At 67.4% G+C, this 23911-nt stretch carries 21 protein-coding genes; 9 read left to right on the top strand and 12 right to left on the bottom strand.

Features of this window, described 5'->3' with window-relative positions:
* Nucleotides 1-46 precede the first annotated feature (46 nt).
* Both FHT36_RS06275 and FHT36_RS06270 read right to left on the bottom strand, forming a co-directional pair.
* The gene (locus FHT36_RS06275; RefSeq protein ID WP_210257603.1) at nucleotides 47-2614 is read right to left on the bottom strand and encodes a carbohydrate-binding family V/XII; all 2568 of its coding nucleotides are present in this window, start codon (nucleotides 2612-2614) and stop codon (nucleotides 47-49) included.
* A gap of 122 nt (nucleotides 2615-2736) precedes the next feature.
* The gene (locus FHT36_RS06270) at nucleotides 2737-3018 is read right to left on the bottom strand and encodes a hypothetical protein (protein ID WP_169121665.1); all 282 of its coding nucleotides are present in this window, start codon (nucleotides 3016-3018) and stop codon (nucleotides 2737-2739) included.
* A 420-nt stretch (nucleotides 3019-3438) separates the two neighbouring features.
* On the opposite strand from FHT36_RS06270, the gene aqpZ reads away from it, so the two are divergent.
* Nucleotides 3439-4128, top strand: coding sequence for an aquaporin Z (gene aqpZ, locus FHT36_RS06265; protein ID WP_029556870.1), 690 nt, complete (start codon nucleotides 3439-3441; stop codon nucleotides 4126-4128).
* Between the two features lie 99 nt (nucleotides 4129-4227).
* Here aqpZ and FHT36_RS06260 read toward each other — a convergent pair whose 3' ends face one another.
* Nucleotides 4228-5733 (bottom strand): catalase, encoded by a 1506-nt coding sequence (locus tag FHT36_RS06260; protein ID WP_169121664.1) that lies wholly within the window; start codon nucleotides 5731-5733, stop codon nucleotides 4228-4230.
* Between the two features lie 123 nt (nucleotides 5734-5856).
* On the opposite strand from FHT36_RS06260, the gene FHT36_RS06255 reads away from it, so the two are divergent.
* The 3 genes from FHT36_RS06255 to purN are packed head-to-tail and all read left to right on the top strand — an operon-like array spanning nucleotide 5857 to nucleotide 8557.
* Nucleotides 5857-6786 carry a hydrogen peroxide-inducible genes activator gene (locus tag FHT36_RS06255; RefSeq protein WP_169121663.1) on the top strand — a complete coding sequence of 310 codons (930 nt, stop codon included), beginning with the start codon at nucleotides 5857-5859 and terminating at the stop codon, nucleotides 6784-6786.
* Between the two features lie 41 nt (nucleotides 6787-6827).
* A complete protein-coding gene (purM, locus tag FHT36_RS06250) occupies nucleotides 6828-7901 on the top strand; it encodes a phosphoribosylformylglycinamidine cyclo-ligase (RefSeq protein ID WP_169121662.1) in 1074 nt (357 codons plus the stop codon).
* The gene (gene purN, locus FHT36_RS06245) at nucleotides 7898-8557 is read left to right on the top strand and encodes a phosphoribosylglycinamide formyltransferase (RefSeq protein ID WP_169121661.1); all 660 of its coding nucleotides are present in this window, start codon (nucleotides 7898-7900) and stop codon (nucleotides 8555-8557) included. Before purM ends, purN begins: the two co-directional genes overlap by 4 nt.
* Before the next feature lie 66 nt (nucleotides 8558-8623).
* On the opposite strand, the gene FHT36_RS06240 is transcribed toward purN, so the two are convergent.
* The 5 genes from FHT36_RS06240 to FHT36_RS06220 all read right to left on the bottom strand — a co-directional run bounded on the left by FHT36_RS06240 (nucleotide 8624) and on the right by FHT36_RS06220 (nucleotide 13771).
* The gene (locus FHT36_RS06240) at nucleotides 8624-10744 is read right to left on the bottom strand and encodes a molybdopterin-dependent oxidoreductase (protein ID WP_169121660.1); all 2121 of its coding nucleotides are present in this window, start codon (nucleotides 10742-10744) and stop codon (nucleotides 8624-8626) included.
* Between the two features lie 66 nt (nucleotides 10745-10810).
* Nucleotides 10811-11554, bottom strand: coding sequence for a TerC family protein (locus FHT36_RS06235; protein WP_169121659.1), 744 nt, complete (start codon nucleotides 11552-11554; stop codon nucleotides 10811-10813).
* A 170-nt stretch (nucleotides 11555-11724) separates the two neighbouring features.
* Nucleotides 11725-12432, bottom strand: a complete 708-nt coding sequence (locus FHT36_RS06230) for a TerC family protein (RefSeq protein WP_169121658.1) — start codon at nucleotides 12430-12432, stop codon at nucleotides 11725-11727.
* Between the two features lie 180 nt (nucleotides 12433-12612).
* A complete protein-coding gene (ndk, locus tag FHT36_RS06225) occupies nucleotides 12613-13035 on the bottom strand; it encodes a nucleoside-diphosphate kinase (RefSeq protein ID WP_169121657.1) in 423 nt (140 codons plus the stop codon).
* A gap of 127 nt (nucleotides 13036-13162) precedes the next feature.
* On the bottom strand, nucleotides 13163-13771 hold the full coding sequence (locus FHT36_RS06220) for a TetR/AcrR family transcriptional regulator (RefSeq protein WP_169121656.1): 609 nt from the start codon (nucleotides 13769-13771) through the stop codon (nucleotides 13163-13165).
* Between the two features lie 141 nt (nucleotides 13772-13912).
* Between FHT36_RS06220 and FHT36_RS06215 the strand changes: the two genes are divergently transcribed.
* From FHT36_RS06215 to FHT36_RS06205, 3 genes are all read left to right on the top strand, one after another.
* Nucleotides 13913-14899 carry an aldo/keto reductase gene (locus FHT36_RS06215; RefSeq protein WP_169121655.1) on the top strand — a complete coding sequence of 329 codons (987 nt, stop codon included), beginning with the start codon at nucleotides 13913-13915 and terminating at the stop codon, nucleotides 14897-14899.
* Between the two features lie 193 nt (nucleotides 14900-15092).
* A complete protein-coding gene (locus FHT36_RS06210; RefSeq protein ID WP_210257602.1) occupies nucleotides 15093-16115 on the top strand; it encodes a sulfate ABC transporter substrate-binding protein in 1023 nt (340 codons plus the stop codon).
* 195 nt (nucleotides 16116-16310) lie between these two features.
* The gene (locus tag FHT36_RS06205; RefSeq protein WP_169121654.1) at nucleotides 16311-16664 is read left to right on the top strand and encodes a ferredoxin; all 354 of its coding nucleotides are present in this window, start codon (nucleotides 16311-16313) and stop codon (nucleotides 16662-16664) included.
* Nucleotides 16665-16688: 24 nt separating this feature from the next.
* On the opposite strand, the gene FHT36_RS06200 is transcribed toward FHT36_RS06205, so the two are convergent.
* From FHT36_RS06200 to FHT36_RS06190, 3 genes are read right to left on the bottom strand one after another with little or no spacing between them, the layout of a single operon-like run.
* Nucleotides 16689-17798 carry a histidine kinase dimerization/phosphoacceptor domain -containing protein gene (locus tag FHT36_RS06200; protein ID WP_229646331.1) on the bottom strand — a complete coding sequence of 370 codons (1110 nt, stop codon included), beginning with the start codon at nucleotides 17796-17798 and terminating at the stop codon, nucleotides 16689-16691.
* An 11-nt stretch (nucleotides 17799-17809) separates the two neighbouring features.
* Nucleotides 17810-18247, bottom strand: a complete 438-nt coding sequence (locus FHT36_RS06195; protein WP_024277276.1) for a response regulator — start codon at nucleotides 18245-18247, stop codon at nucleotides 17810-17812.
* Nucleotides 18240-19757, bottom strand: a complete 1518-nt coding sequence (locus tag FHT36_RS06190) for a CHASE3 domain-containing protein (RefSeq protein ID WP_169121652.1) — start codon at nucleotides 19755-19757, stop codon at nucleotides 18240-18242. The genes FHT36_RS06195 and FHT36_RS06190 overlap by 8 nt, the downstream gene beginning before the upstream one ends.
* A gap of 287 nt (nucleotides 19758-20044) precedes the next feature.
* Between FHT36_RS06190 and FHT36_RS06185 the strand changes: the two genes are divergently transcribed.
* Nucleotides 20045-21448, top strand: a complete 1404-nt coding sequence (locus FHT36_RS06185; RefSeq protein ID WP_169121651.1) for a glutamine synthetase family protein — start codon at nucleotides 20045-20047, stop codon at nucleotides 21446-21448.
* Between the two features lie 107 nt (nucleotides 21449-21555).
* Nucleotides 21556-22662, top strand: a complete 1107-nt coding sequence (locus FHT36_RS06180; protein WP_169121650.1) for a polyamine ABC transporter substrate-binding protein — start codon at nucleotides 21556-21558, stop codon at nucleotides 22660-22662.
* A gap of 87 nt (nucleotides 22663-22749) precedes the next feature.
* Here the strand turns inward: FHT36_RS06180 and FHT36_RS06175 are convergent, their stop codons facing one another.
* Nucleotides 22750-23904, bottom strand: a complete 1155-nt coding sequence (locus tag FHT36_RS06175; RefSeq protein WP_169121649.1) for a DegT/DnrJ/EryC1/StrS aminotransferase family protein — start codon at nucleotides 23902-23904, stop codon at nucleotides 22750-22752.
* Between the last annotated feature and the right edge of the window lie 7 nt (nucleotides 23905-23911).

Below are 23911 nucleotides of genomic sequence, written 5' to 3'. Positions count from 1 at the left end.
GCCGGGCGCGAGCCCGGCCTTTCCTGTTTGGTGCGATGGGGGCGGATCAGCGCCGGCCGAAGCCGCCGCCAAACCCTCCGCCGAAGCCGCGGCCTCCACCGAAGCCGCCGCCACCAAAGCGGTCTCCGCCGCCCCAGCTGCTGCCGCCGCCGAAGCGATCGCCGCCGCCGAAGCCGCCGAAGTCGCGGTCGAAGCCGCCGGAGCCGAAGCTGTCGCCGCGGCCATAGGCGTCGCCGCCGAAGCCGTCGCCGCCATAGCTCGACACACGCTGGTTGCCCCAGGAGCGGGCCTGTTCCTCGCGGTCGAGGCTGGAGGTGTCGCGGGTGGTGTTCTGCCAGCCCGAAGTGGTGTGCTGGCTCCAGCTGCCATTGTCGTTGTGCTGGTAGACGTTGCCGTCGTGATCCACCGCCACATGGCCGTTGTCCCAGGCCACCGCGTTGCCGGTCTTGGCATTGCCGGCGACGCCGCGGCTGTTGACGTTCACGTTGCCGTTCTTGTCGGTCACGCCGGTCTGGGAGGCGTGATAGGTGCCGGTGGTGGGGTTGGCGCCGGTGGATTCACGGCCGGCGGCGGCATTGCCGGTATAGGCGTTGCCTTCCACCCCGGCGCGGCTTTCGCCGCGGGCTCCGGTGGTGGGGTTGTAGCGGGCGTTCTCCCGGCCGGCGGCATAATTGCCGGAATAGGGATTGAACGCGGCGCCCGAGCGGCCGGCGAAGTTGGTGCCGTTGGCCGTGGTGCCGTGCCAGTCGCGGCCCGACCAGTCGGTGCCGTTCCAGGTGGTGCCCCAGGCGTGGTTCACCGTCGCGGCGCCGCCCCAGCGGCCGTAGAGGTTGGTCTGGTTCAGGTTGGTGTAGCCCCAGTGGCCGCCCCACGGGCCGTAGGGTCCATAAGGTCCATAAGGTCCATAGGGATGCCAGTAGGGACCCCAATAGGGATAGACCGCCGCGCCCCAGCCCCAGCCGGCGGCGAAGCCGAAGGCGAAGCCGGTGTCGAGGCCCAGCGCGAAGCCGGCGCCGACGCCGTAGGTGACGGGGCAGGAATACCAGTCGGCAAAGCCGGCATAGCCGACGCAATTGTAGCCGGTGCCATAGACCACCGTGCCGCCGGGCGCGACGACGACGCCCATATAGCCGGGGGTGTAGCCCACCACCACCGCATCCGGCGTCGAGCCGTAGATGCGGACATAGGTGACGTAGTGCATCGGCGAGGACACCGGGATGGTGTAGATCACGTCCGGCACCACATCGGCGACCCGCCAGGGGCCGGCCGGATCGACCGCCACGAACCAGGCGCCGTTGTTGACCGCATAGAAGCGGTCAGGCGCGAGGCGGATCACCGGCGTCGCGGTGTTCACCGCATAGGCCAGCGCGGTGCCGCTGATGGGCTCGAACTTCGGCGCGCCCTCAAAGGCGACCTTCAGCTCAACGCTCCGCTTCACCGTGGCCGTCTGCGGGATGGTGGCGGCGATGGCCGCTTCCTTCGCCTGCGGCGTGCCCGCGACCGAGACCAGCACGTTGGCCTTCGGATCGTTCGGCGAGATCTTCGAGAAGTCCTTGGGCAGCGCGTTGCTGGCGACGAAGGCCCACGGCCCCTTGAGGTCGGGCGCCTTGAACCAGCGTCCCGAAATCAGGACGTAGTAGGAATTGGAGGTGGTCTCCATGAACACCGCATGATCGGCATTGTTCATGGTGAGCAGGTTGGTGCCCGCCACGGGGAGCATCTGCGGCTGGCCGTCGGTCTGGATCAGCTCGGTCGGCTTGGTGACCGCGATGATGGCCGGGGCCGGGTTGATCGGCTTCTTCTCGTTGTTGAGCAGCGGATCGGCCGGGGTCTCGGCGATGGCGGCCTTGCCGGCGGAGGCGAGGGCATCGGAGACCTGCGGCGTGACGATCCAGGTGCCGGTGAGTCTGGGCGTCTCGTACCAGTGGCCGGCGGCTTCCAGATGATAGGTGCCGGCATCGTCCTTCAGCAGCAGCGGGCGGGTGTTGATGACCCGCTGGAAGCCGCTGACACCCTTGATCGGCCGCAGCACCGGCTCGCCGGAGATGGGGATGAGGACGGTGGTGGTGGCGGCGAACAAGATCTGCGGCGGGGTGTTGTCCACCGGCTGGGTCTGGACCTTGGCCAGTTCCTGGTTGACCGCATAGCTCGCCTGGAGCTGGTCCAGCGGCATGGTCATGCCGTCGGGGGGCAGGCGGGTCTGGAGGGCCGAGCGGATCTCGCTCGCCTTGCCCGGCTCGGTGGGCACCTGCACGCCTTCGATGGTGAAGGTGGCGAAATGGACGAGGCCCGCCGGCTTGTCGATGGCGACGCGGGTGGAGAACTTCACCATGCCGTAGGTAGGCGCGCCGGTCTTGGCGCCGATGGCGACCGCGGCGCGGCCGGACATGGTGTCGCCGGTCCAGGCATCGATCTGCGGCTGGTAGAGCTGGAGCACCTGGTTGTCGGGCAGGTCATAGACGCGCGGCCAGGTCGGCGGCGCGGAGGGCGCGGCCGCGGGCTGGGCCTGCGCCTGAGGTGTCGACTGGGGTTGCTGGGCGTCGGCCGTCGCGGTCCACAGCGTCGCAGCTGCAACCAGCGCTGCGGCTGAGGCGCCGGTCCAAAGTCGCTTCATGAACTCCCTCCCTCCCCGAACGCCGGGGCGGGGCACACCTACCATGTTCGCGGGCGAACGTCAGCGTGGCGGGAGGCTCCCGGCGGTTGCACCCCCCGATCGTGGCGCGCGAGGGGTGAAGCTCAGCCAGGCCGGGCGCAGCTGCGCTGCCAGGACAGGCGCGGGCCCTCCCAAGAGAGGCTGATGCTCTTGCGCGCCGGGCAGGCCCGCGTCGCAGCATCCGCCCCGCCGCGATCCCAATAGTCGCGCCACTGATAGGCGACGTCGCGCGCCGCGGGCTGATCCGCCTTCGCCATGGCGGGAGCGGCATCGCCGGGGAAGGCGCGCACGAGGTCGCCGCCACCCCAGGCGGCGATGGCGATGAAGGTGGTGGCGGCAGCCGCAATCAGGGAGGTGGTCTTCATGGCAGGGTCCGGGGCAGCTCTTTGTTCGACGTCGCGTGGCCGGCTTAGAACGCCGGACCGGGGCAGGTCGTCCCCTCAATGGAGGATGTTTTCACCTTGCTTGTACGACGCCGGGGCTGAACCCGCGCCGACACGGGCCTTTACCTTCCGTTCATCTTTTCGCGAGCGCGGTACGCGATGCTGCGCTGCCGCACGTCAAAAAGGTGCGCGCGAGCCACCCCGATTTGGAGTTGCAGTCTTGATCTCTGCCTTTGGGCGGAGTTGGCTTGAGCTGCGGCGTGTCCTCAGGGGGCGCCTGATTGGAGGCGAGTCCGCCCGGTTTCGTTCGGTCCGGGCGGCGAATTCGGCTCCTGAACTGTGACGGATGCGCGCTCAGTGCCCGGTCCTCGCCGGGAGACAGCGCGCAGGGGAGACTGGGCAATGAATAAATACGTCGCCGAGTTCATCGGAACAGCGGTTCTCGTTCTTTTCGGCTGCGGCTCCGCGGTGCTCACCGGCTACGGCTCGGCACCCATCGGGATGCTCGCCATCGCCTTTGCCTTCGGCCTTGCCGTGACGTCCATGGCCTATGGCATCGGCCATGTGTCCGGCTGCCACATCAATCCCGCCGTCACCATCGGCGTCTGGGCCGCTGGCCGCATCCCCACCTCCGAAGTGCCGAAATACTGGATCGCCCAGATCCTGGGCGGCATCGCCGGCGCCGCCATCCTGTTCATGATCGCCTCCGGCAAGCTGGCCGGCTTCGATGTGAAGACCGCCGGTCTCGGCCAGAACGGCTGGGGCGAGGGCTATATCGGCGGCTACGGCCTGGGCGCGGCGATCCTCGCCGAGCTGGTGGGCACCTTCGTGTTCCTGGTGGTGATCCTCGGCTCCACCTCCAAGGCGGGAATCACCCAGGCGGCGGGTCTCGCCATCGGCCTGTCGCTGGTGATGATCCACATCGTCTTCATTCCCGTCACCGGCGTGTCGGTGAACCCCGCCCGCTCCATCGGCCCGGCCTTGTTCGCGGGCGGCAAGGCCATCTCGCAGCTCTGGCTGTTCATCGTGGTGCCGCTGGTGGGCGCCTATCTCGCCGGCCTCCTGTTCAAGCTCAAGGTGCTTGAGGACTGAGATCTGCAGCCGAAATAAAAAGGGGGCGCGCCGGCAAGGCGCGCCCCCTTTCCGTTTGCCGGGTCGGGGCTCCCGGCAAACCCCCGCTCCGGGATCACGTCACTCGGCGGCGACAGGGCCCGCCGGGTTCTTCTGCTGCTGGGCCGTCTCCGCCGCCTTGGCGCGGGTCTCGTGCTCCAGCGCCGCCTTCACGCCCGCCCCGTATTCCGGGTGGACCTTGGTGAAGAGGGCGATCTGCCGGTCGGCGATTTCCTGCGGAATGCCGTACATGGCCGCCGCGAGGTTGCTGAAGAGCCGCTGGCGCTGGCCGGCGTCGAACAGCTCGAACAGGGCGCGCGGCTGGGAGAAGTCGTCATTGCCGATGCGGTGGCTGTAGCGCTCGGCATCACCCGAGATCTGCAGCGGGGGCTCGGCATATTTGGCGTCCTCGGCGGCGCCGTTGAACGAGTTCGGCTCGTAATAGGCGTCGGTATTCCCGGTCACCTGCGGGAAGAACCGCATGGCGCCGTCCTTGTGGTAGTGATGCACCGGGCACTTGGGGGCATTCACCGGCAGGTGCTCATAGTGCGTGCCGATGCGGTAACGATGGGCGTCGGCGTAGGAGAAGATGCGGGCCTGTAGCATCTTGTCCGGCGAGAAGGAGATGCCGGGCACGATATTGGACGGCGAGAAGGCCGCCTGCTCGATCTCCGCGAAATAGTTCTCCGGATTGCGGTTCAGCTCCATGACGCCGATGTCGATGGGCGGATACTCGCCGTGCGGCCACACCTTGGTGAGGTCGAAGGGATTGTAGGAGGTCTTCTCCGCATCCAGCTCCGGCATCACCTGCACCTGCACCTTCCACTTGGGGAATTCGCCGCGCTCGATGGCGGTGAACAGATCCTCCTGCGTGGATTCACGGGTGCGGCCGACCACCTCGGTGGCCTCGCCATTGGTCCAGTGCTTGTGGCCCTGAAGGGTCTTGAAGTGGAACTTCACCCAGAAGCGCTCACCCGCCTCGTTGATGAAGGAATAGGTGTGCGAGCCGTAGCCGTTCATGTTCCGGACGCCCACGGGCAGGCCGCGGTCGGAGAACAGGATCGTCACCTGGTGCAGGCTCTCCGGCGAGAGGGACCAGAAGTCCCACATGGCGGTGGGGGAGCGCAGGTTGGTCTTGGGGTGGCGCTTCTGGGTGTGGATGAAGTCCGGGAACTTGTAGGGGTCGCGGACGAAGAAGACGGGCGTGTTGTTGCCCACGAGGTCCCAGTTGCCCTCGGGCGTGTAGAACTTGAGCGCAAAGCCGCGCACGTCGCGCTCGGCATCCGCCGCGCCCAGTTCGCCGGCCACCGTGGAGAAGCGGGCCAGCATGGGCGTCTGCGCGCCGGGCTGGAGCGCCTTGGCCTTGGTATATTTGGAAATGTCGCCGGTGACGGTGAGGGTGCCGAAGGCGCCCCAGCCCTTGGCGTGCACCACACGCTCGGGAATGCGCTCGCGGTTCTGGTGGGCGAGCTTCTCGAGGAGCTGATAGTCCTGCATCAGCACCGGACCGCGCGGACCGGCAGTCAGCGAGTTCTGGTTGTCGGCGATGGGATTGCCGGCGGTGGTGGTGAGGGTGGGTCGCGTCATGAAGGGCTCCCTGCTTGGACTCGCGCCGTGACGGCGGCGGATCAACCGGAGCGCAGCATGGCCGCGAGTTGGAATAAGGACAAATCAGATTGCATTGAGTTTTCGATAAGGTAATCTTATCGAGTGCTCTCCACCCGTCAGCTTCGCTACTTCGATGCCCTCGCCCGCCACCGTCATTTCGGCCGCGCGGCGGAGGAATGCGCCGTCACCCAGCCAGCCCTTTCCATGCAGATCCGCGAGATGGAGGAGGCGCTCGGCGTGCGCCTCGTCGAGCGAGGACGGAGCGGCGTGCGCCTGACCCCGGTGGGGGAGGAGGCCGCATCGCGCGCCCGCGGCGTGCTGGCGGCGCTTGCCGACATGGAACGCACCATCCGCGACCGGGGGCGGCTGCTGGAAGGGCGGATGCGGCTCGGCGTCATCCCCTCCATCGCGCCCTATCTCCTGCCGCGCCTGCTGCCGGAGATGGCGGGCCGCTGGCCGGGCGTGGAGATCGCGCTCCGGGAGAGCCAGACCGAGCAACTGGTGAACGACCTCGCCCATGGCGACCTCGACCTCGTCATCCTCAGCCTGCCGGTGGAGCATCCGGCGCTGGAGACCATGGCGCTGTTCGAGGACCCGTTCCTGCTCGCCGTTCCCGAAGCCTCGGCGGACTTTTCGGGCGAGACCGCCGCCGCCGAGGACATCCTCGCCGCCGACCTCCTGCTGCTGGAGGACGGCCACTGCTTCCGCGACCAGGCGCTCAACGTCTGCCGCAAGGTGGACGCCCGCCAGCTGCGGCGCTTCGGCGCCTCCAGCCTGTCGACCCTGGCCCAGCTGGTCGCCAACGGGCAGGGCGTGACGCTGCTGCCGCAGATGTTCGTCGCTTCCGAGGGCGGGCGCATCCCGCGCGTGCGGCTGCTGCGTTTTCCCGATCCCGCGCCGTCCCGCACCATCGGCCTCGTCTGGCGGCGCACCCTGCCGTTCCGGGACGACGTGGAGCAGGTCGCGGCCATGGTCCGGGCCTGCCGCCCGGCTGTGCAAGACGGCGAAGAGCGGCGCTCTGCCTTGCTTTGACCCGCGTTCGCGGCTAAGCCCCGCGCAAAGACGGGGATCCTATGGCTCAGGACGGACTTTCCTACCGCGACGCGGGCGTGGACATCGATGCGGGCAACCGCCTGGTCGATCTCATCAAGCCGCTGGTCAAGGCGACAGCCCGGCCGGGCGCCGACGCGGACATCGGCGGCTTCGGCGGTGTGTTCGACCTGAAGGCGGCGGGATTTGCCGATCCCCTCCTCATCGCCACCACCGACGGCGTGGGCACCAAGCTCAAGATCGCCATCGATACCGGCGTGCACGACACCATCGGCATCGATCTCGTGGCCATGTGCGTCAACGACCTCGTGGTCCAGGGCGCCGAGCCGCTGCTGTTCCTCGATTATTTCGCCACCGGCCGCCTCGCGCCGGATGTGGGCGCCCATATCGTCGCGGGCATCGCGCGGGCCTGCAAGGCGGCCGGCTGCGCCCTCATCGGCGGTGAGACGGCCGAGATGCCGGGCATGTACCGCGACGGCGACTATGACCTCGCCGGCTTCTCCCTCGGTGCCGTCGAGCGCACCGAGCTGCTGCCGCGCAAGGATGTGGGGCCGGGCGACGTGATCCTCGGGCTCGCCTCGGACGGCGTGCATTCCAACGGCTATTCACTGGTGCGCCGCATCGTCGAGCGGTCCGGCCTCGCCTGGACCGACGAGGCCCCCTTCCACAAGGGCCAGAACCTCGGCACCGCGCTCCTCACGCCCACTCGCCTCTATGTGAAGAGCGTCTTGTCCGTCATCCGCGCGACCGGCGCGGTGAAGGCGCTCGCCCATGTCACCGGCGGCGGCATCACAGAGAACCTGCCGCGCGTGCTGCCGGCCGGTACCATCGCCCGCATCGACCTGTCCAACCTCATCGTCCCTCCCGTTTTCCGCTGGCTGGCTAGCGTCGGCGCGGTGGCGCCGGAAGAGATGCTGCGCGCCTTCAACTGCGGCGTCGGCATGGCCGTGGTGGTACCGGTGGAGCGGGAGGAGGAGGTGGCCGACGCCTTCGCCGCCGCGGGCGAGACCGTGATCCGCCTGGGCGTCATCGAGCCCGGCACCGGCGCGGCCCATGTGGTCTATGACGGGGCCGCCGATTTCGGGTTCGCGTCATGAGCGAGGCGGCGCCGAAACGCACCGCGATCCTGATCTCCGGCCGCGGCTCCAACATGGCGGCGCTGGTGAAGGCCGCCGAGGCGCCGGACTTCCCGGCCGAGATCGCGCTGGTCCTCTCCAACCGGGAGGACGCCGCCGGTCTCGACTTCGCCAAGGAGCACGGCGTGCCGACCCTCGTGCTGTCGCACAAGGGCTATAGCGACCGCCTGGCCTTCGACGCGGCGCTCGACGCCTATCTGAAGGCCGAGGGCATCGAGATCGTCTGCCTCGCCGGCTTCATGCGCCTGCTCACGCCCTGGCTGGTGGAACGCTGGCGCAACCGCATGATCAACGTTCACCCCTCGCTCCTGCCCAGCTTCAAGGGCCTGCACACCCACGAGCGGGCGCTGGAGGCGGGGGTGCGCTTCCACGGCTGCACCGTCCATTTCGTGCGCGCCGAGATGGACGAGGGGCCGATCATCCTGCAGGCCGCCGTGCCGGTGGAAGCCGACGACACGCCGGACGTCCTCGCCGCCCGCGTGCTGGCGCAGGAGCACGTGATCTATCCCAAGGGGCTGGAGCTTCTGGCCGCCGGCCGCCTGAAGGTCGCCGACGAGCGGGTGGAGATCACCGGCGCCAAGGGCGGACTGCCGGCGCTGGTTTCGCCGGGGGTTTAATTCCCGGGCGGGTGCCCGCTGTCCCCAGTGCTGGCGGTCCGTGAGATAGGCCGAGGCGTGAGAGCCTCACGCCTCGATCTTTACCACCCGCACCTTGTTGTCATGAAACGCCGCGCCGCCCACCGGCGCCACCGGATCAGCTCCGGTCAGCGTGTTGATGCCGCGCCCGCCGCGATGGGCGCCGGACGGCTGGATCTGCTCGGAAACGACGACGCCGCGCCGCAGCCCGTCGAACAGCCGGACGCGCAGCTCCACCCGCCCGCGCGGGTTCTCTACCGCCACGAGATCGTCCTCCGCGACGCCAAGCGCCGCCGCGTCCTCAGGATGGACCAGCAAAGAGGGCGCGCCCTCCCGCTCCTGCGAGGTGGGCGTCTCGGTGAAGGAGGAGTTGAGGAAGTTGCGGGCTGGCGCGGTGACGAGCCGGAAGGGATGCTCCGCATCCGCCTCCTCGATCACCGCCCAATGGTCCGGCAGGGCCGGCATGTCCGCCACCGGGCCGAACTTGCCCGGCGCGGGGAAGGAGAGGTTCGCCCAGTCCACCGCGAAATGGAAAAGCTTGTCGCGATGGCCGAAGCCATCGAGGAAATGGGCGGTGCGGTAGTCTTGGCCCACGTCCATGAAGCGGGCCTCCTCCAGCGCTTCCACCGGGCCCCGTCCGCTCTCGCGCAGGGTCCAGTCGATGAGCTCTCGGGCAGTCATGGCGAAGCCGGGGTGTTCGGCGCCAAGGCGTGATGCCAGAGCGCAGATCACGTCGTGATTGGTGCGGCACTCGCCCGGGGGCTCCACCAGCTTGGTGCCGATCTGGATGTGGGGATGCCCGCCGGCGCCGTAGATGTCGTCATGCTCGGTGAACATGGTGGCGGGCAGCACGATGTCGGCCATCCGGGCCGTATCGGTCATGAATTGCTCGTGGACCGCCACGAACAGGTCCTCCCGCGCGAAGCCGCGCTTCACCTTCTCCTGCTCAGGGGCGACGGCGACGGGGTTGGTGTTCTGGATGAGGAGCGCCGCCACCTTGCCGCCGCCCGCCAGCGCATCCTCTTCGCCCATCAGGATGGGGCCGATGCGGGACTGATCGAGGGCGCGCACGGTGGGATCGAGCCGGTCCAGCCCCTCGATCATCTTCTTGCGCCAGCCATAGGTGCCGGACATGGAGTGGAGCGCGCCGCCGCCGAGATGCTGCCAGCTTCCGGCCACCACGGGGATGGACGCCACCGAGTGCATGTTCACCGCGCCGTTGCGGCTGCGGGAGAAGCCATAGCCGATGCGGAAATAGGAGGCCGGCGTCGTGCCCACGAGCCGCGCATAGGCTTCGATCTCGGCCACCGGCAGGCCGCAAATGGCGGAAGCCCATTCGGGCGTCCGCGTCGCCACATGCGCCTCCAGCGCGGCGGCGTCGCGGGCATAGCGCTCCATATAGGCGCGGTCGGCGAGGCCGTCGCGGAACAGCACGTGCATCACCGCACAGGCCAGCGCCCCGTCCGTGCCGGGGCGGATGAGGAGGGGGATGTCCGCCTGCTCCATGGTGGGGGTGCGATAGACATCCACCACCGCGATCTTCGCGCCGTGGCGCTTCCGCGCATGGATGGCGTGGGTCATCACATTGACCTGGGTGGACACCGCATTGGTGCCCCAGAGCGTGATGAGGCCGGAGGCCGCCATTTCCCGCGGGTCCACGCCGGCGATGCGGCCGGCACCCGCCATGTAGCCGCTCCAGGCGGGATTGACGCAGATGGAGGAGAAGAAGCGCGAATAGCGCTTCACATGGGTCAGCCGGTTGATGCCGTCGCGCATCACGAGGCCCATGGTGCCGGCGTAATAATAGGGCCAGACGGATTCCGCCCCGTGCTCCCGCTCGGCCTTCAGGAGGCCTTCGGCCACCCGGTCCAGCGCCTCGTCCCAGGAAATGCGGGTGAACTGGCCGGAGCCCTTGGGGCCGGTGCGCAGCAACGGATGGGCCAGGCGGTCCGGGTGGTTCGCCCGCTCGGCATAGCGGGCAACCTTCGCGCAGATGACGCCAGCGGTATAGGGCTGGTCCTTGGAGCCATGCACCCGGCCGATGCGGCCATCGGCCATCACGTCCACCTTCAGGGCGCAGACGGACGGGCAGTCATGGGGACAGACGGACGGGTGGGTCGCAACCGGGCTGTGGGCGGTGTGCGAAACGGTCGGGGCATGGACGTTCATGGCCTTGAGACAATAAAGGGGGCGACGCGTGCCGTCGCCCCCTTTTCACATCTCTTGCGGGGAGGCTCAGGCGCCGTGCCCGGCCTCGGCGGCGCGGTCGCGCCCGCGGTTGCGCAGGACGTAGCCGAGCCCCAGGACGAAGAGGGCGCCGATGGTGCTGGCCACATAATGGGGCAAAGCGGCCGGGTGCAGCCCGTCCTCGGCCACCTTCACCAGTGCGGGGTTCAGCTGCTGCATGTAGCTGAGCGCCATCACGTCGCCCACCAGCATCTCGCCGGCGATCCAGCCGAGCAGCGCAGCGCCGGCCCAGATGAGGATGGGGAAGCGGGTGAGCAGCGAGAGCAGCAATTGCGAGCCGAAGATGATGAGCGGGATGGTGAGCAGCAGCCCGAACACGAACAATTCCCAGTGCCCGCGCGCGGCGGCGGCGATGGCCACCACATTGTCCAGGCTCATGACCGCATCGGCGATGGCGATGGTGCGCACCGCCTTCCACAGGCTGTCCGAAGCCGCGACCTCGTGGGAATCGCCGCCATTGTCGGTGACGAGCTTGATGGCGATCCAGAACAGCAGCAGGCCGCCCACCACCTTCAGGAACGGCACGCCGAGGAGGTAGGACACCGCCAGCGCGAACAGGATGCGAAGGCCCACCGCCGCGCCGGCGCCGAGCAGGATGCCCCATTTGCGCTGTTTCGCCGGCAGCGAGCGGCACGCAAGGGCGATCACCACCGCATTGTCGCCGGACAGCAGCAGGTCGATCCAGATGATCTGCAGAAGGGCGACCCAGAAGGTCGGGGCGGTGAAATCCATCGTCCACTCCATGTGGTGAAGGCTGATGATGCGGGCGAGGCCGGACTGGGGCTCGGCGCGCCGCAGTTATTCTTACGTCGCGTCATGTTGATGACGCGACAAAACTTCCGTTACGTCAATTAAGGGGCAGAAAAAAGGGGCCGGATGCGGCCCCTTTCATGTCGATCGTCTCAGGCTGCGATGTCGTCGTGGGCGTGCGCGCGCCGACCCTTGTACCAGCGCAGGGCCAGCGCGAGGCCGACCACGAGGGCGGCGCCGGCGGCGGAGACGATGCGGTGGAGGTGATGCGTGGTCTCTTCACCCAGGCGCTCGATGATGGCCACGTCCCCGAGCAGCATGTCGCCGGCGACCCAGCCGAGCAGCGCCGCGCCGGCCCAGACCAGCAGCGGGAAGCGGTTGATGAGCGACATCACCAGCGACGAGCCGGCGATGATGAGCGGAATGGAGATGGCGAGGCCGAAGATGAGCAGGAACCAGTTGCCGTCGGCGATGGCGGCCACGGCCACCACGTTGTCGAGGCTCATGACGATGTCCGCCACCGCCACCGTACCCACGGCTTTCCAGAGGTTGTCGCTGGATTGAATGGCCTCTTCGCCGCCCTCGTCAGGGCTGGCGAGGTCCACCGCGATCCACATGAGGGCGAGGGAGCCCACGAGCTTCAGCCACGGCAGGGCCAGAAGTGTCGCGACGATGCCGGTGAAGATGATGCGCAGGCCGACGGCCACGCCGGCGCCGAGGATGATGCCCGTTCGGCGCACCTTCTCCGGCAATGAGCGGCAGGCGAGGGCGATCACCACCGCGTTGTCGCCGGACAATAGGACGTTGATCCAAATGATCTGCAGCAGTGCCAGCCAGAGCACTGGTGAATCGAGCGACATGATCCCTACCCCGGGCCATTTGAGCGTCGGCGTCACTGCGCAATTGTATTCTGCGTCTGGTGCGCCGTATTTTGGATTTTGACGCTACGTTAATCTGCCCGAGAGGAACCCTCAAGAAAAACCGGACGCCGCGGCGCACAAATTCGATCGCGCGCCGCGGAATCCTAATCGAATACCAGTTCAGCCGACGATTTCATTGCCGGAGAAGAACTGGGCGATCTCCACCTTCGCATTGTCGGTGCTGTCGGAGCCGTGGGCGGAATTCGCCTCGATGGACTCGGCGAACAGCTTGCGGATGGTGCCCTCGGCGGCGTTCGCCGGGTTGGTGGCGCCCATCACTTCGCGGTACTTGGCGACGGCGTTCTCGCCTTCGAGCACCTGCACCACCACCGGGCCGGAGGTCATGAAGGCCACGAGGTCACCGAAGAAGGGGCGCTCCTGGTGGACCGCGTAGAAGGTCTCGGCCTCCTCGCGCGTCATGCGGATGCGCTTCTGGGCCACGATCTTGAGGCCTGCATTCTCGATGACGGCATTGATGGCGCCGGTGAGGTTCCGACGCGTGGCGTCGGGCTTGATGATCGAGAAAGTGCGCTCGATCGCCATGGGGGACCGTCCTGTCTGTTCTTGGAAGAGGAATGCCGCGAGCATCCCGCGGATGGCGCGGCTCTTAGCAGGGGGGCGCCGAAGGGGCAAGGGAAGGGGTAATTGAAGGGGCGAGGGGGCTGCCCTCTCAGCGGTCCTTCAGCACACCGTCTATGGCCCGCTCCACGGCGGCGGTGACGTCGAACGCCACCGGCACGCCGAGCACCCGCGGCCAGAACAGCGGCTCCTTGATGGCCCCGAGGAACTGCGCCGCCGCGAGCTGCGGATCGCTGGTGGCGAGGCGTCCTTCGGCGGCGAGGGTGGCAAAATAGGCGCCGAGGCCTTTCAGGGCCGGCTCCTTGCCCACGGCGAAATAGGCTTGGGACAGCTCGGGAAAGCGCGGCGCCTCGGCGATCACAAGCCGGAGCAGCGGCACCACGTCCGGCCGTTCCCAGTGCTCGGTGAGGCGTCCCACATAGGCGCGCAGCACGGCGCGCGGGTCGCCGGCCGTATCCCCGGGCAAGATCGGTGCGCGGGTGAAGTGGGACCATGCGTCGTCGATGACTGCGGCGAACAGCTCCGCCTTGCCGGGAAAGTGCTGGTAGAGCGTGCGCTTGGAGACGGGAGCGGCCGCCGCGACGGCATCCATCGAGGTGCCCTCATAGCCGCGCTCCAGAAACAGCCGGCGCGCGGCGGCGCGGATGCGCGGCACGGTGGTGCGGCGGTCGCGCCCCGGCCGGGCGTCAGCCGGTGCCAAATCTATCGCGGCGCCCGGCATGGGCGGCGGGGAGGGAATGTCGCTTGACATAAGTACACTATACGGTGTAGTTTACATTCATGGCCAGCGCGGGGCCGCTTGGCTGTGCTTCCCTTCTTTCCCCTTCATATGAGGTCCCCCATGGACCATCGCTCCCTCGGTCGCTCGGGCCTGTCCGCGTCCGCCATCGGTCTCGGCTGCATGGGCATGTCTGAATTCTATGGGCCAAGCGACGACGAACAGTCGCTCGCGACCCTAGCAGCCGCTCTCGACCTCGGCATAAATTTCTTCGACACCGCTGACATGTACGGCGTCGGCCACAATGAGCGCCTGCTCGGTCGCTTCCTCAAAGGGCGGCGTGATCAGGTGATCCTCGCCACCAAGTTCGGCAATGTGCGCGGCCCCAATGGCGAGCGCCTCGGCGTGTCCGGCACGCCCGATTATGTGCGCTCCGCCTGCGATGCCAGCCTCGAACGGCTCGGCATCGATACCATCGACCTATATTACCAGCACCGCGTGGATTCCAAGACGCCCATCGAGGAGACGGTGGGGGCCATGAAGGGGCTGGTGGAAGCGGGCAAGGTGCGCTTCCTCGGTCTGTCCGAATGCTCGGTGGCGACACTGCGCAAGGCGCATGCGGTGCATCCCATCACCGCGGTGCAGATCGAATATTCCCTGTGGAGCCGGGATCCCGAAGAGGAAATGCTGGCGGCGTGCCGCGAGCTTGGCGTCGCCTTTGTCGCCTATTCCCCGCTCGGACGTTCCTTCCTGACCGGCGCGGTGACGAGCCCCGACACGCTCGCCGCCGACGATTTCCGCCGCGCCAATCCCCGCTTCAGCGGCGACGCGCTCAAGGCCAACCTCACGCTGGTGGAGGCGCTGAAGGACTTCGCCGCGGCGAAGGGCGCTACCAGCGCGCAGATCGCCTTGGCCTGGATCCTCAACAAGCAGGACAACGTGATCCCGATCCCCGGGACGCGGCGGCAGAAGTATCTTGAGGAGAATGTGGCTGCCACCCGCATCCGCCTCTCGCCGGAGGAGGTCGCCACCCTCGACGCCCTCTTCGCACCCGAGGCCGTGGCCGGCACCCGCTACCCCGCCGCCGCCATGGCCATGCTGAATCTCTGACGCCGGACGTCTGATCCGCTCGCAATTCTTGAAGGCCCGCGACCCGTTCGCGGGCCTTTCCTATTCCCATGGGGAAAGTTTCTGGGAGTCCCGCGCACCGGGAGGTTCACAGTCCGGATTCCACATGATAGACACGGTGCATGTGAATATAACATTTCATCATATGTGAAATGTGAAATCGGGAGCACGTTCCATGATCACCCGCCGCGCCCTCCTCGCCACCGCGCTCGCCGGCGCGGCCGCGGCCCCGTTCGGCGCCGGGCCGTCGCTGGCCCAGCAGGGGCCCAACACGCTGCTGAACGTCTCCTATGACATCTCCCGGGAGCTGTTCACGGCCGTCAATGCCGAGTTCATCCCGTTCTGGAAGTCGAAGACCGGCCAGGAGCTGACGGTGAACCAGAGCCACGCCGGCTCCTCCCGTCAGGCCCGCGCGGTCATCGAGGGGCTGGAGGCGGATGTGGTCACCTTCAACCAGGTGATCGACGTGGATACCCTCGCCAAGGCCGGCTATGTGGCCAAGGACTGGCCGAAGAAGTTCCCCAATTCCGCCTCGCCCTATTATTCCTTCCCGGCCTTCCTCGTGCGCGCGGGCAACCCGAAGAACATCAAGGACTGGTCCGACCTCGTCCGCGACGACGTGAAGGTGATCTTCCCAAACCCCAAGACCTCGGGCAACGCGCGCTACACCTATCTTGCCGCCTATGCCTATGCGCTGGAGCAGAACAAGGGTGACGCCGCCAAGGCGGATGCCTTCGTGAAGAAGCTGCTGGCCAACGTGCCGGTGTTCGACACCGGCGGCCGCGCCGCCACCACAACCTTCGTGGAGCGCGACACCGGCGACGTGCTGGTGACCTTCGAGGCGGAGACCCGCACCATCGAGGGGCTCTATCCCGACAAGAAGCTCCTCACCGTCGTGCCGTCCGTGAGCCTGCTCGCCGAGTTCCCGGTGGCGGTGGTGGACAAGGTGGTGGACAAGCGCGGCTCTCGCGCTTCCGCCACGGCCTATCTCGAGTTCCTCTATTCCCCCGCCGGCCAGACGGTGGCGGCCAAGGCCTTCCACCGCGTGGTGGACCCTAAGGTCGCGGAACAGTTCAAGGACCAGTTCCCGCCCATCCGCCTCGTGAAGGTGGAGGACGTGTTCGGCGGCTGGGAGAAGGTGCAGGCCACCCACTTCGCCTCCGGCGGCAAGCTCGACAGCCTGTTCGTGGGCAAATGATCTTGTGATGCGGCGGGCGCGGGCCGCCGCGCCGTGTCGCATTCCCGCCAGTGTCGCGACCCGCGCCGGCGTCCCCTCGGGGCGCCGGCGTTTCCATTGGCCTATTGCTCTGGTCTGCAACGGCTTTCTGGCGAAAGCCGCGCGGCGGCATGCAATTTGAATGGCTCCAGGAAACCCACCGAGCCGTGAGCCGTCATGTCCGAAGCCGCCGAAGCCGAAGTCCTCGACATTCCGCAGGTCTACACCCACCATGTCTTCTGCTGCTTCACCCAGCGGCCGCCCATGCATCCGCGCGGCTCCTGCGGCGCCAATGGCGCGCAGCCTTTGTGGGAACGCCTGGGGAAGAAGCTGGAGGCCTCCGGCCGCCGCGACATCGCCATGACCTCCTCCGGCTGCCTGAGCTTCTGCCAGGCGGGGCCCATCATGGTCGTCTATCCGCAGGGCATCTGGTACACGCCGAAGACCCCCGAGGATATCGACGAGATCGTCACCTCGCACCTGCTCGGCGGCAAGCCGGTGGAACGGCTCATCATCGTCCCCCGCATCTGACCAAGTCCTTGCGGCGGGAAGCCCTCACGCCTTGCCGCGGTCGGCGAGGCGGAAGGTGAGGCGCACGCAGGTGCCGCGCTCGCGCGGGTCGAATGTCGGCTCGCAGCCGAGCTTCATGGACATGGCCTTGACGATGCGGTTGCCGAGGCCCGTGGACGTCGCCGGCTTTTCCGGCGAGATACCGGCGCCGTCGTCTTCCACGGTGAAGTCGAGCCGGTCGCCCATGCGCTTCAGCTTCACCCGCACCGGCCCCTCGCCGTCGGGATAGGCGTATTTCATGGCGTTGATGACGAGCTCGGTGGCGATGATGCCCAGCGCGACGCCGCGATCGGGGTCGATGTGGATGGGGTCCGCATCGTAGGTGAGGGTGATGCCGCCATGCTCGCGGTGCGCCGACACCTGAAGGTCGTCCAGCAGCGAGCCGATATACTGGTCGAGGGCGACGGTCGCGATCTGGTCGGACGTGTAGAGCCGCCGGTGCACCTGGGCCACGGCGGAAACGCGGTTGCGGGCGGAATTCAGCGCTTCCTTCACCCGCGGATCTTCGGTTGCGCCGGCCTGCACGTTGAGCAGCGAGACGATGATCTGGAGTGAATTGCCGACGCGGTGGTTCATCTCGCGCAGCAGCAGCGCCCGTTCGGCGGCCAGCGCCTCGAACCGGTCGCGGGCGGCGCGGATTTCGGCCTCCGCCGCCTCGTGGGCGCGGCGCATGCGCACCTGCTCCACCGCCAGCACGAAGGCGGCACGCAGCAGTTCGATGAAGTCGGCCTGGACCTCCTTCACCACATAGTCGGCCGCACCCGCCTTGAGGGCGGCGACCGCGAGCCGCCCGTCCTGCGCACCGGTGACGTAGACCACCGGCGGGGCGTTTTCGAGGGCGCGGATGGCGCGCAGGGTGGCCATGCCGTCCTGGCCCGGCATGTAGTGGTCGAGGGCGACCACGTCGAACCGCTCGGTGCCGAGCCGTGCCAGCCCGTCCTCGCCGGAAAAGGCCGGGACCACCTCGAACCCGAGGCGCCCGAGCTGGCGCTGCACCAGCCGCCCGAGGGCGGGGTCGTCATCCACATAGAGCACGCGCAGCGGCGGCGGCGGGGCGGATGCCGCGTCCGGTTGAACTGCCAGAGGGTCGGACACGGCGCATTCCATCAGTCGGTCTCCGGCACCTGGATGACGGAAAAGAAGAGGCCAAGCTGCCGGATCGCGTTGGCGAAATTCTCGTAATTGACCGGCTTCGTCACATAGACATTGGCGCCAAGGTCGTAGCAGCGCTGGATTTCCACCTTGTCGTCGGTGGTGGTGAGCACCACCACGGGCGAGCGCTTGAGATGCTCGTTCTGCTTGATGCGGCCGAGAATCTCGACGCCGGTCATGTCGGGCAAATTGAGGTCGAGCAGCACGAGGAGCGCGCGGCCGCTGCTCTCCCGCCCGCTGCCATCGGCGCCGAACAGGAAGTTGACGGCGCTGGTGCCGTCCCTGAAGGCGACGATCTCGTTGTTCACGCCAGCGCGCCGGATGTTCTTCTCGATGAGGCGCGCATGGCCCTCATCGTCCTCGATCATGATGATGGTGACGTGCTCAACCATGGTCCTTCTTTCCGGTCTCCGTGGGCAGGCGGCGCGGCACCGTCACCTTGAAGGTAGAGCCTTCGCCCAGCTTGGAATCGAGTGAGATGAGGCCGCCCATACGTCGCACCAGCGCGCGCACATGGGCAAGGCCGATGCCTTCGCCGGGGCGATCCTGCCGGCCCGAGCGGCGGAACAGTTCGAACACCCGGCCGCGATCCTTGGGATCGATGCCACGGCCATTGTCCTGAATGACGAAGGTGACGAAGCCGGGCGTGTCCACCGCGCTCACCTCCACGCGGAGTGGCACGTCGTCCCGCCGATACTTGAAGGCGTTGTCGAGGAGGTTGGTGAAGATCTGCTCCAGCGCCAGCCGGTCGGACTGGATCACCGGCAGGCGCTTGATGGCGATCTCGCCGCCGGCTTCGTGCAGCTGGTGGGTCATGCTGTCCCGCAGGTTGGCGAAAAGCTGGCCCATGTCCACGTCCACCGGCACGAATTCCTTCCGGCCTTCTCGCGACAAGGCGAGGATGGCGTGGATGAGCCGGTCCATCCGGGTGATGGACGTCTTGATGAAGCCGAGCGCCTCCTCGAAATCGGCGGCGAGCTCAGCATCGGCCTCCGGGGCGTCGCCCGCCTGCGCCCGCAGCTGGGCGAGGCGCTCGAACAGGTCGCCCCGCATGGCCTCGATCTCGCTGGTGAAGCCCATGATGTTGACGAGCGGTGAGCGCAGATCATGGCTGACGATGTAAGCGAAGCTCTGGATCTCGTCGTTGGCTTCCTTGAGGTCGGCGGTGCGCTCGGCGACGCGCTTCTCCAGCCCCTGATTGGCGGCCTCCAGCTCGCGCTGCGCCGCCTTCAAGGCGTCGATCTGGCGGCGATTGAGGGTGAGGGCGAGGGCGCCCAGGGCGAGCACCACGGCGAGGCCGGCGAGGCTGACCACGGTCAGCCAGACCGTGCTGTCGTGGGAGGCGTCGGTGCGTTCGTCGAGCAGCTCGGTCTCCGCCGCCTTCATCTCCACCAGCAGCGTGCCGAGGCGCGTCATGGCGCCCTCGGTGCGATCGGCCCGGAGGTCGGCGACGGCTCCCTCCAGATCGCCCGCGGTCCGCAGCGCCATGGATTGCTCATAGGACGCAAGACGTTCGGCGATCAGGGTGCGGGCCTCGGCCACGCGCTGCTGCTGCTCGGGATTGTCGGCGGTGAGGGTGGCGATCTCTTCGAGTGTGGGCCCTGTCTGGGCTTTCGATTGCTGGTAGAAGCGGGCAAAGCCCTCCCGGCCGGTGATCAGGTAGCCGCGTTCGGCGCTTTCCGTGCGGCGGATGAGGACCTGCAGCTGCGAAACGGCGTTCATCACCCGAAGGGTATGGGCAACGCTCTCCGCATCCGACCGCGCGCGGTGGATGAGGGTGATGGAGGTCGCGCTGATGGCGACGAGGATGGCGAAGCCGAGCAGCAGGAGCAGTGTCGGTCCCGGGGTCGCGAGACGGTGTGCCCACGGGCGGGGGTCGGTTTGGGTGAGGGCGGCCGTCATGACAGGGACAGACCTTTCGTGATCAAACGGCGCGCGGGCCTGCGCTCCCGCCCGCCAGAGGTGGCCGAGCGGGCCTGGCCCGAGCCGCTCGCGGAAGCCGCCTCACAGAGGGGGCGAACCGCCTGATGTCCCATTTCGTCCCGCCTCTCCGGCTGCGCGGTAAAAGGAAACCTCTCCGGGGTCAAATCGCGCCCGTTCAAGGTGTGATAAGTGCGGACGCGCTTGAAGGTTCCCCACGTTAGCGCTTGGATGCGGCTTGAACGTCGCTTTTGTGAAGACGGAGTATCATGCCGGTCACACTCCCCGGCCGCCGACCCGACGAGGCCTCTGCCGCCGCAGAGCCCGCCGACGAGGTTGCGGCCTATCTTTCCACCTACGGCGAGCCGGAGGTGGTGGAAGTTCTTCTGCCCGACACGTCCGCGGTGCTACGCGGCAAATGGATCCCCGGACGGTCCATCACCAAGATCTGGAAGGATGGGGTGGCCATCCCCCTCTCCATCTTCGGCCTCGACATCTGGGGCTGCGAGGTGGAGGCCACCGAGATCCACCTCGAGACCGGCGACAAGGATGGCCTGTGCTGGCCGGTGGCGGGCACGCTGAAGCCGGTGCCCTGGGCGCCCCGGCCCACCGCGCAGGTGCTCATCACCATGCACGAGCCGGACGGCTCGGCCAAAGGCGCGCCGTGGAAGCTCGATCCGCGCCAGCAGCTCGCCGGCATCGTGGATCGCTTCACCGCGCGGGGCCTCGCCCCCTGCGTCGCCTTCGAGCTGGAATTCTATCTGCTGAAGCCGTCCGACGTACCCGGCGCGCCGCCGGAGCCGGTGTTTCCGGCCACCGGGCAGGCGCGCCAGAACATGTATTCCATGTCCGACCTCGACGCCTTCGCGCCGGTGTTGCACGACATGCGCGCCGCCTGCGAGCAGCAGGGCCTGCCGGCTGACACGGTGATTTCCGAGGCCGCGCCTGGCCAGTTCGAGGTCAATCTCTACCATCGGGTGGATGCGCTGGCGGCGGCGGACGACGCCATATTGCTGCGCCGGCTCATCGATGGCGTCGCCCGCCGCCACGGCCTGCGCGCGAGTTTCATGGCCAAGCCCCTGGTGGATTTCGCCGGCAACGGCATGCATGTCCATGTGAGCCTGATGGAGAAGGCCGGCGGCAATCTCTTCGCCAAGCCGGACGGGGTGGGCGACCGGGCGCTGCGCCATGCCGCCGGTGGCCTGCTCGCCACCATGGCGGAATCCACGCTGCTGTTCGTGCCGAGCTACAACGGGTACCGCCGCCTCGTGCCCGGCTCCTATGCGCCTGTTTCCATCAGCTGGGGCTATGACAACCGCTCGGTGGCGGTGCGCGTGCCCAACGGGCCGCCTGCCGCGCGCCGGCTGGAGCACCGCATCGCGGGGGCGGAAGCTCATCCTCATCTGGTGCTCGCCGGCATCCTCGCCGGCATGCTGGAGGGGCTGGAGCGCGAGATCGAGCCGCCTGCGCCGCTTTCCGGCAATGCCTACGAGCACGAGGCTGAGCGCCTTTCGCCTTCTATGGAGGAGGCTGTGCGGCGGTTCTTCGCCTCCGATTTCATCGCCCGCGCTTTCGGCGAAGACTATCGCCGCATCTACGGCGTGATGAAGCGGGAGGAACTGGCCGCCTTCACTCGCCAGATTCTGCCCTTGGAGTACGACACGTACCTGTGAGCACTGCGGCGCCCCCGTTTCCTGTTGAGCGGTGTGCCGCAACGCAATAGCCTTCCACCACCGGGGACGGCAGAAAAAGCCCGCCCCGCGCAAGAGGAGAACGGCGGATGCTTCGCCAAACGCTAGCTGCAGTCGTCGTGGCCACGCTGGGCCTTACCGGCGTGGCGACGGCCCAGGACAAGGTCGTCAACGTCTTCAACTGGTCGGACTATATCGATCCGACCGTTCTGGAAGACTTCACCAAGGAAACCGGCATCAAGGTCCGCTACGACGTCTTCGACAGCAACGAGGTGCTGGAGACGAAGCTGCTCGCGGGCAAGACCGGCTACGACGTGGTGGTGCCGTCGGGCTCCTTCCTGCAGCGGCAGATCAAGGCGGGCGTGTTCATCCCCCTCGACAAGTCCAAGCTTCCGAACCTGCAATATGCCTGGCCCGAGGTGACGCAGCGCCTCGCCGTCTACGATCCCGGTAACGCCCACGCCGTCAACTACATGTGGGGCACCACCGGCATCGGCTACAACGTGGACAAGGTGAAGGAGCGCCTCGGCGACATCCCGCTCAACACCTGGGACATCATCTTCAAGCCGGAAATCCTCTCCAAGCTGAAGGATTGCGGCGTCTACGTGCTCGACGGTCCGGAAGAGGTAATCCCGACCGCCATGAAGTATCTGGGGCTGGATCCCAACTCCAAGAATCCTGAGGACATCGCCAAGGCCGGCGAGCTGCTGATGACCATCCGGCCCTACATCAAGAAGTTCGATTCCTCGGGCTACATCAACGCGCTGGCGCGCGGCGACATCTGTATCGCCCTCGGCTGGTCGGGTGACGTCTACCAGGCCAAGACCCGCGCCCAGGAAGCCGCCAAGAAGACCAAGAAGAAGCCGGTGAATGTGGACTACGTGCTGCCCAAGGAAGGGGCGCTCATGTGGTTCGACAACTTCGCCATCCCGAAGGATGCGAAGAACATCGACAATGCCCTCGCCTTCATCAACTACATGATGAAGCCCGAAGTGGCGGCCAAGAACTCGAACTTCATCTCCTATGCGAACGGCAACCTCGCTTCGCAGAAGTTCATCGACAAGGAAATCATGGACAATCCGTCCATCTATCCGACGAAGGAGGTCTTCGACCGCCTCTTCATCGTCACCACCAACGAGCCGCCGGTGCAGCGGGTCATCACCAAGACCTGGAACACCTTCAAGCGCGGCAAGTGAGGCGTGGCCGGCTCATGCCGGCCTGAAACGGAAAAGGGCCGCGGGAGATGCCTCCCGCGGCCCTTTTTATTGGTCCGTCCTGCGTTTTCAGGCCGCCAGTGCCCGCTTCACCGCGTCGACGATGCGATCCTGCGTCGCCTCGTCCAGATAAGCGTGCATGGGCAGGGAGATGACCTCTTCCGCCAGCGCCTCGCACACCGGCAGGATGGCGCCGGCGGAGGGGTAGTGGCGATAGGCCGGCTGCAGGTGCATGGGCAGGCGGTAGTAGACGGCGGTGGGCACGCCCTCGGCCTTCAGCTTCTCGGCGAGGCCGTCGCGCACGCCGGGGGAGAGCTTGATGGTGTATTGCGCCCACACTGACGTCGCCCGCGGATCGACCACCGGCACGCCGGCCACATCCTTGAGCAGGTCATTGTAGCGCCGCGCCACCTTCTCGCGCGCCGCGATCTCGTCCTCGAAGATGGCGAGCTTCTCGAGCAGCACCGCCGCCTGGATGGTGTCGAGGCGCGCTGTCATGCCGATGCGCACGTTCTGGTATTTGTCCACGCCCTGGCCGTGCTCGCGCAGGCTCTTGAGGATGGTCACCAGTTCCTCGTTGTCGGTGAGGATGGCACCGCCGTCGCCATAGGCGCCGAGCGGCTTGGCGGGGAAGAAGGAGGTGGCGGTGGCATCGCCGATGGAGCCGGTGCGCCGGTTGTTCCACGTGCCGCCGAAGCCCTGCGCCGTGTCGCACAGCACCTTGAGGCTGTATTTCTCGGCGATCGGCAGGATGGCGTCATAGTCCGCAGGCTGGCCGAACAGATCCACCGGAATCACCACCCGCGGGTCGAGGCCCTGCTCGATGGCCACCTGGATCGCCTGCTCCAGGCTCTCCGGGTCCATGTTGAAGGTGTCTTCCTTCACGTCCACGAACACCGGCGTGGCGCCCACCCACGGCACCACCTCGGCGGTGGCGCAGAAGGTGAAGGCCGGGCAGAACACGGCATCGCCCGCCTTCACACCCCAGGCCATCAGCAGCAAAGCCAGCGCATCCGTGCCGCTGGAGCAGGAGACGGCGTATTTCGCGCCGGCGAACGCGGCGAGCTTCTGCTCGAACTCGGTCACTTCCGGGCCGTTGATGAAGCGGCAGGAGGCGAGCACCGCCTGCACCGCATCATCCACACGGCGGCCGATGCGGGCGCGCTGGGCGGCAAGGTCGATGAAGGCGATGGGGGCGCTGGCGCCCGACGCGGGAGAGGTCATCTCAGGT

The organism is Xanthobacter sp. SG618 (assembly GCF_012932745.1).
In the GTDB taxonomy this organism is placed as follows: Bacteria; Pseudomonadota; Alphaproteobacteria; order Rhizobiales; family Xanthobacteraceae; genus Xanthobacter; species Xanthobacter flavus.
The sequence above is the reverse complement of the archived record's forward strand: the minus strand, read 5'-3'. Positions and strand labels throughout refer to the sequence as shown.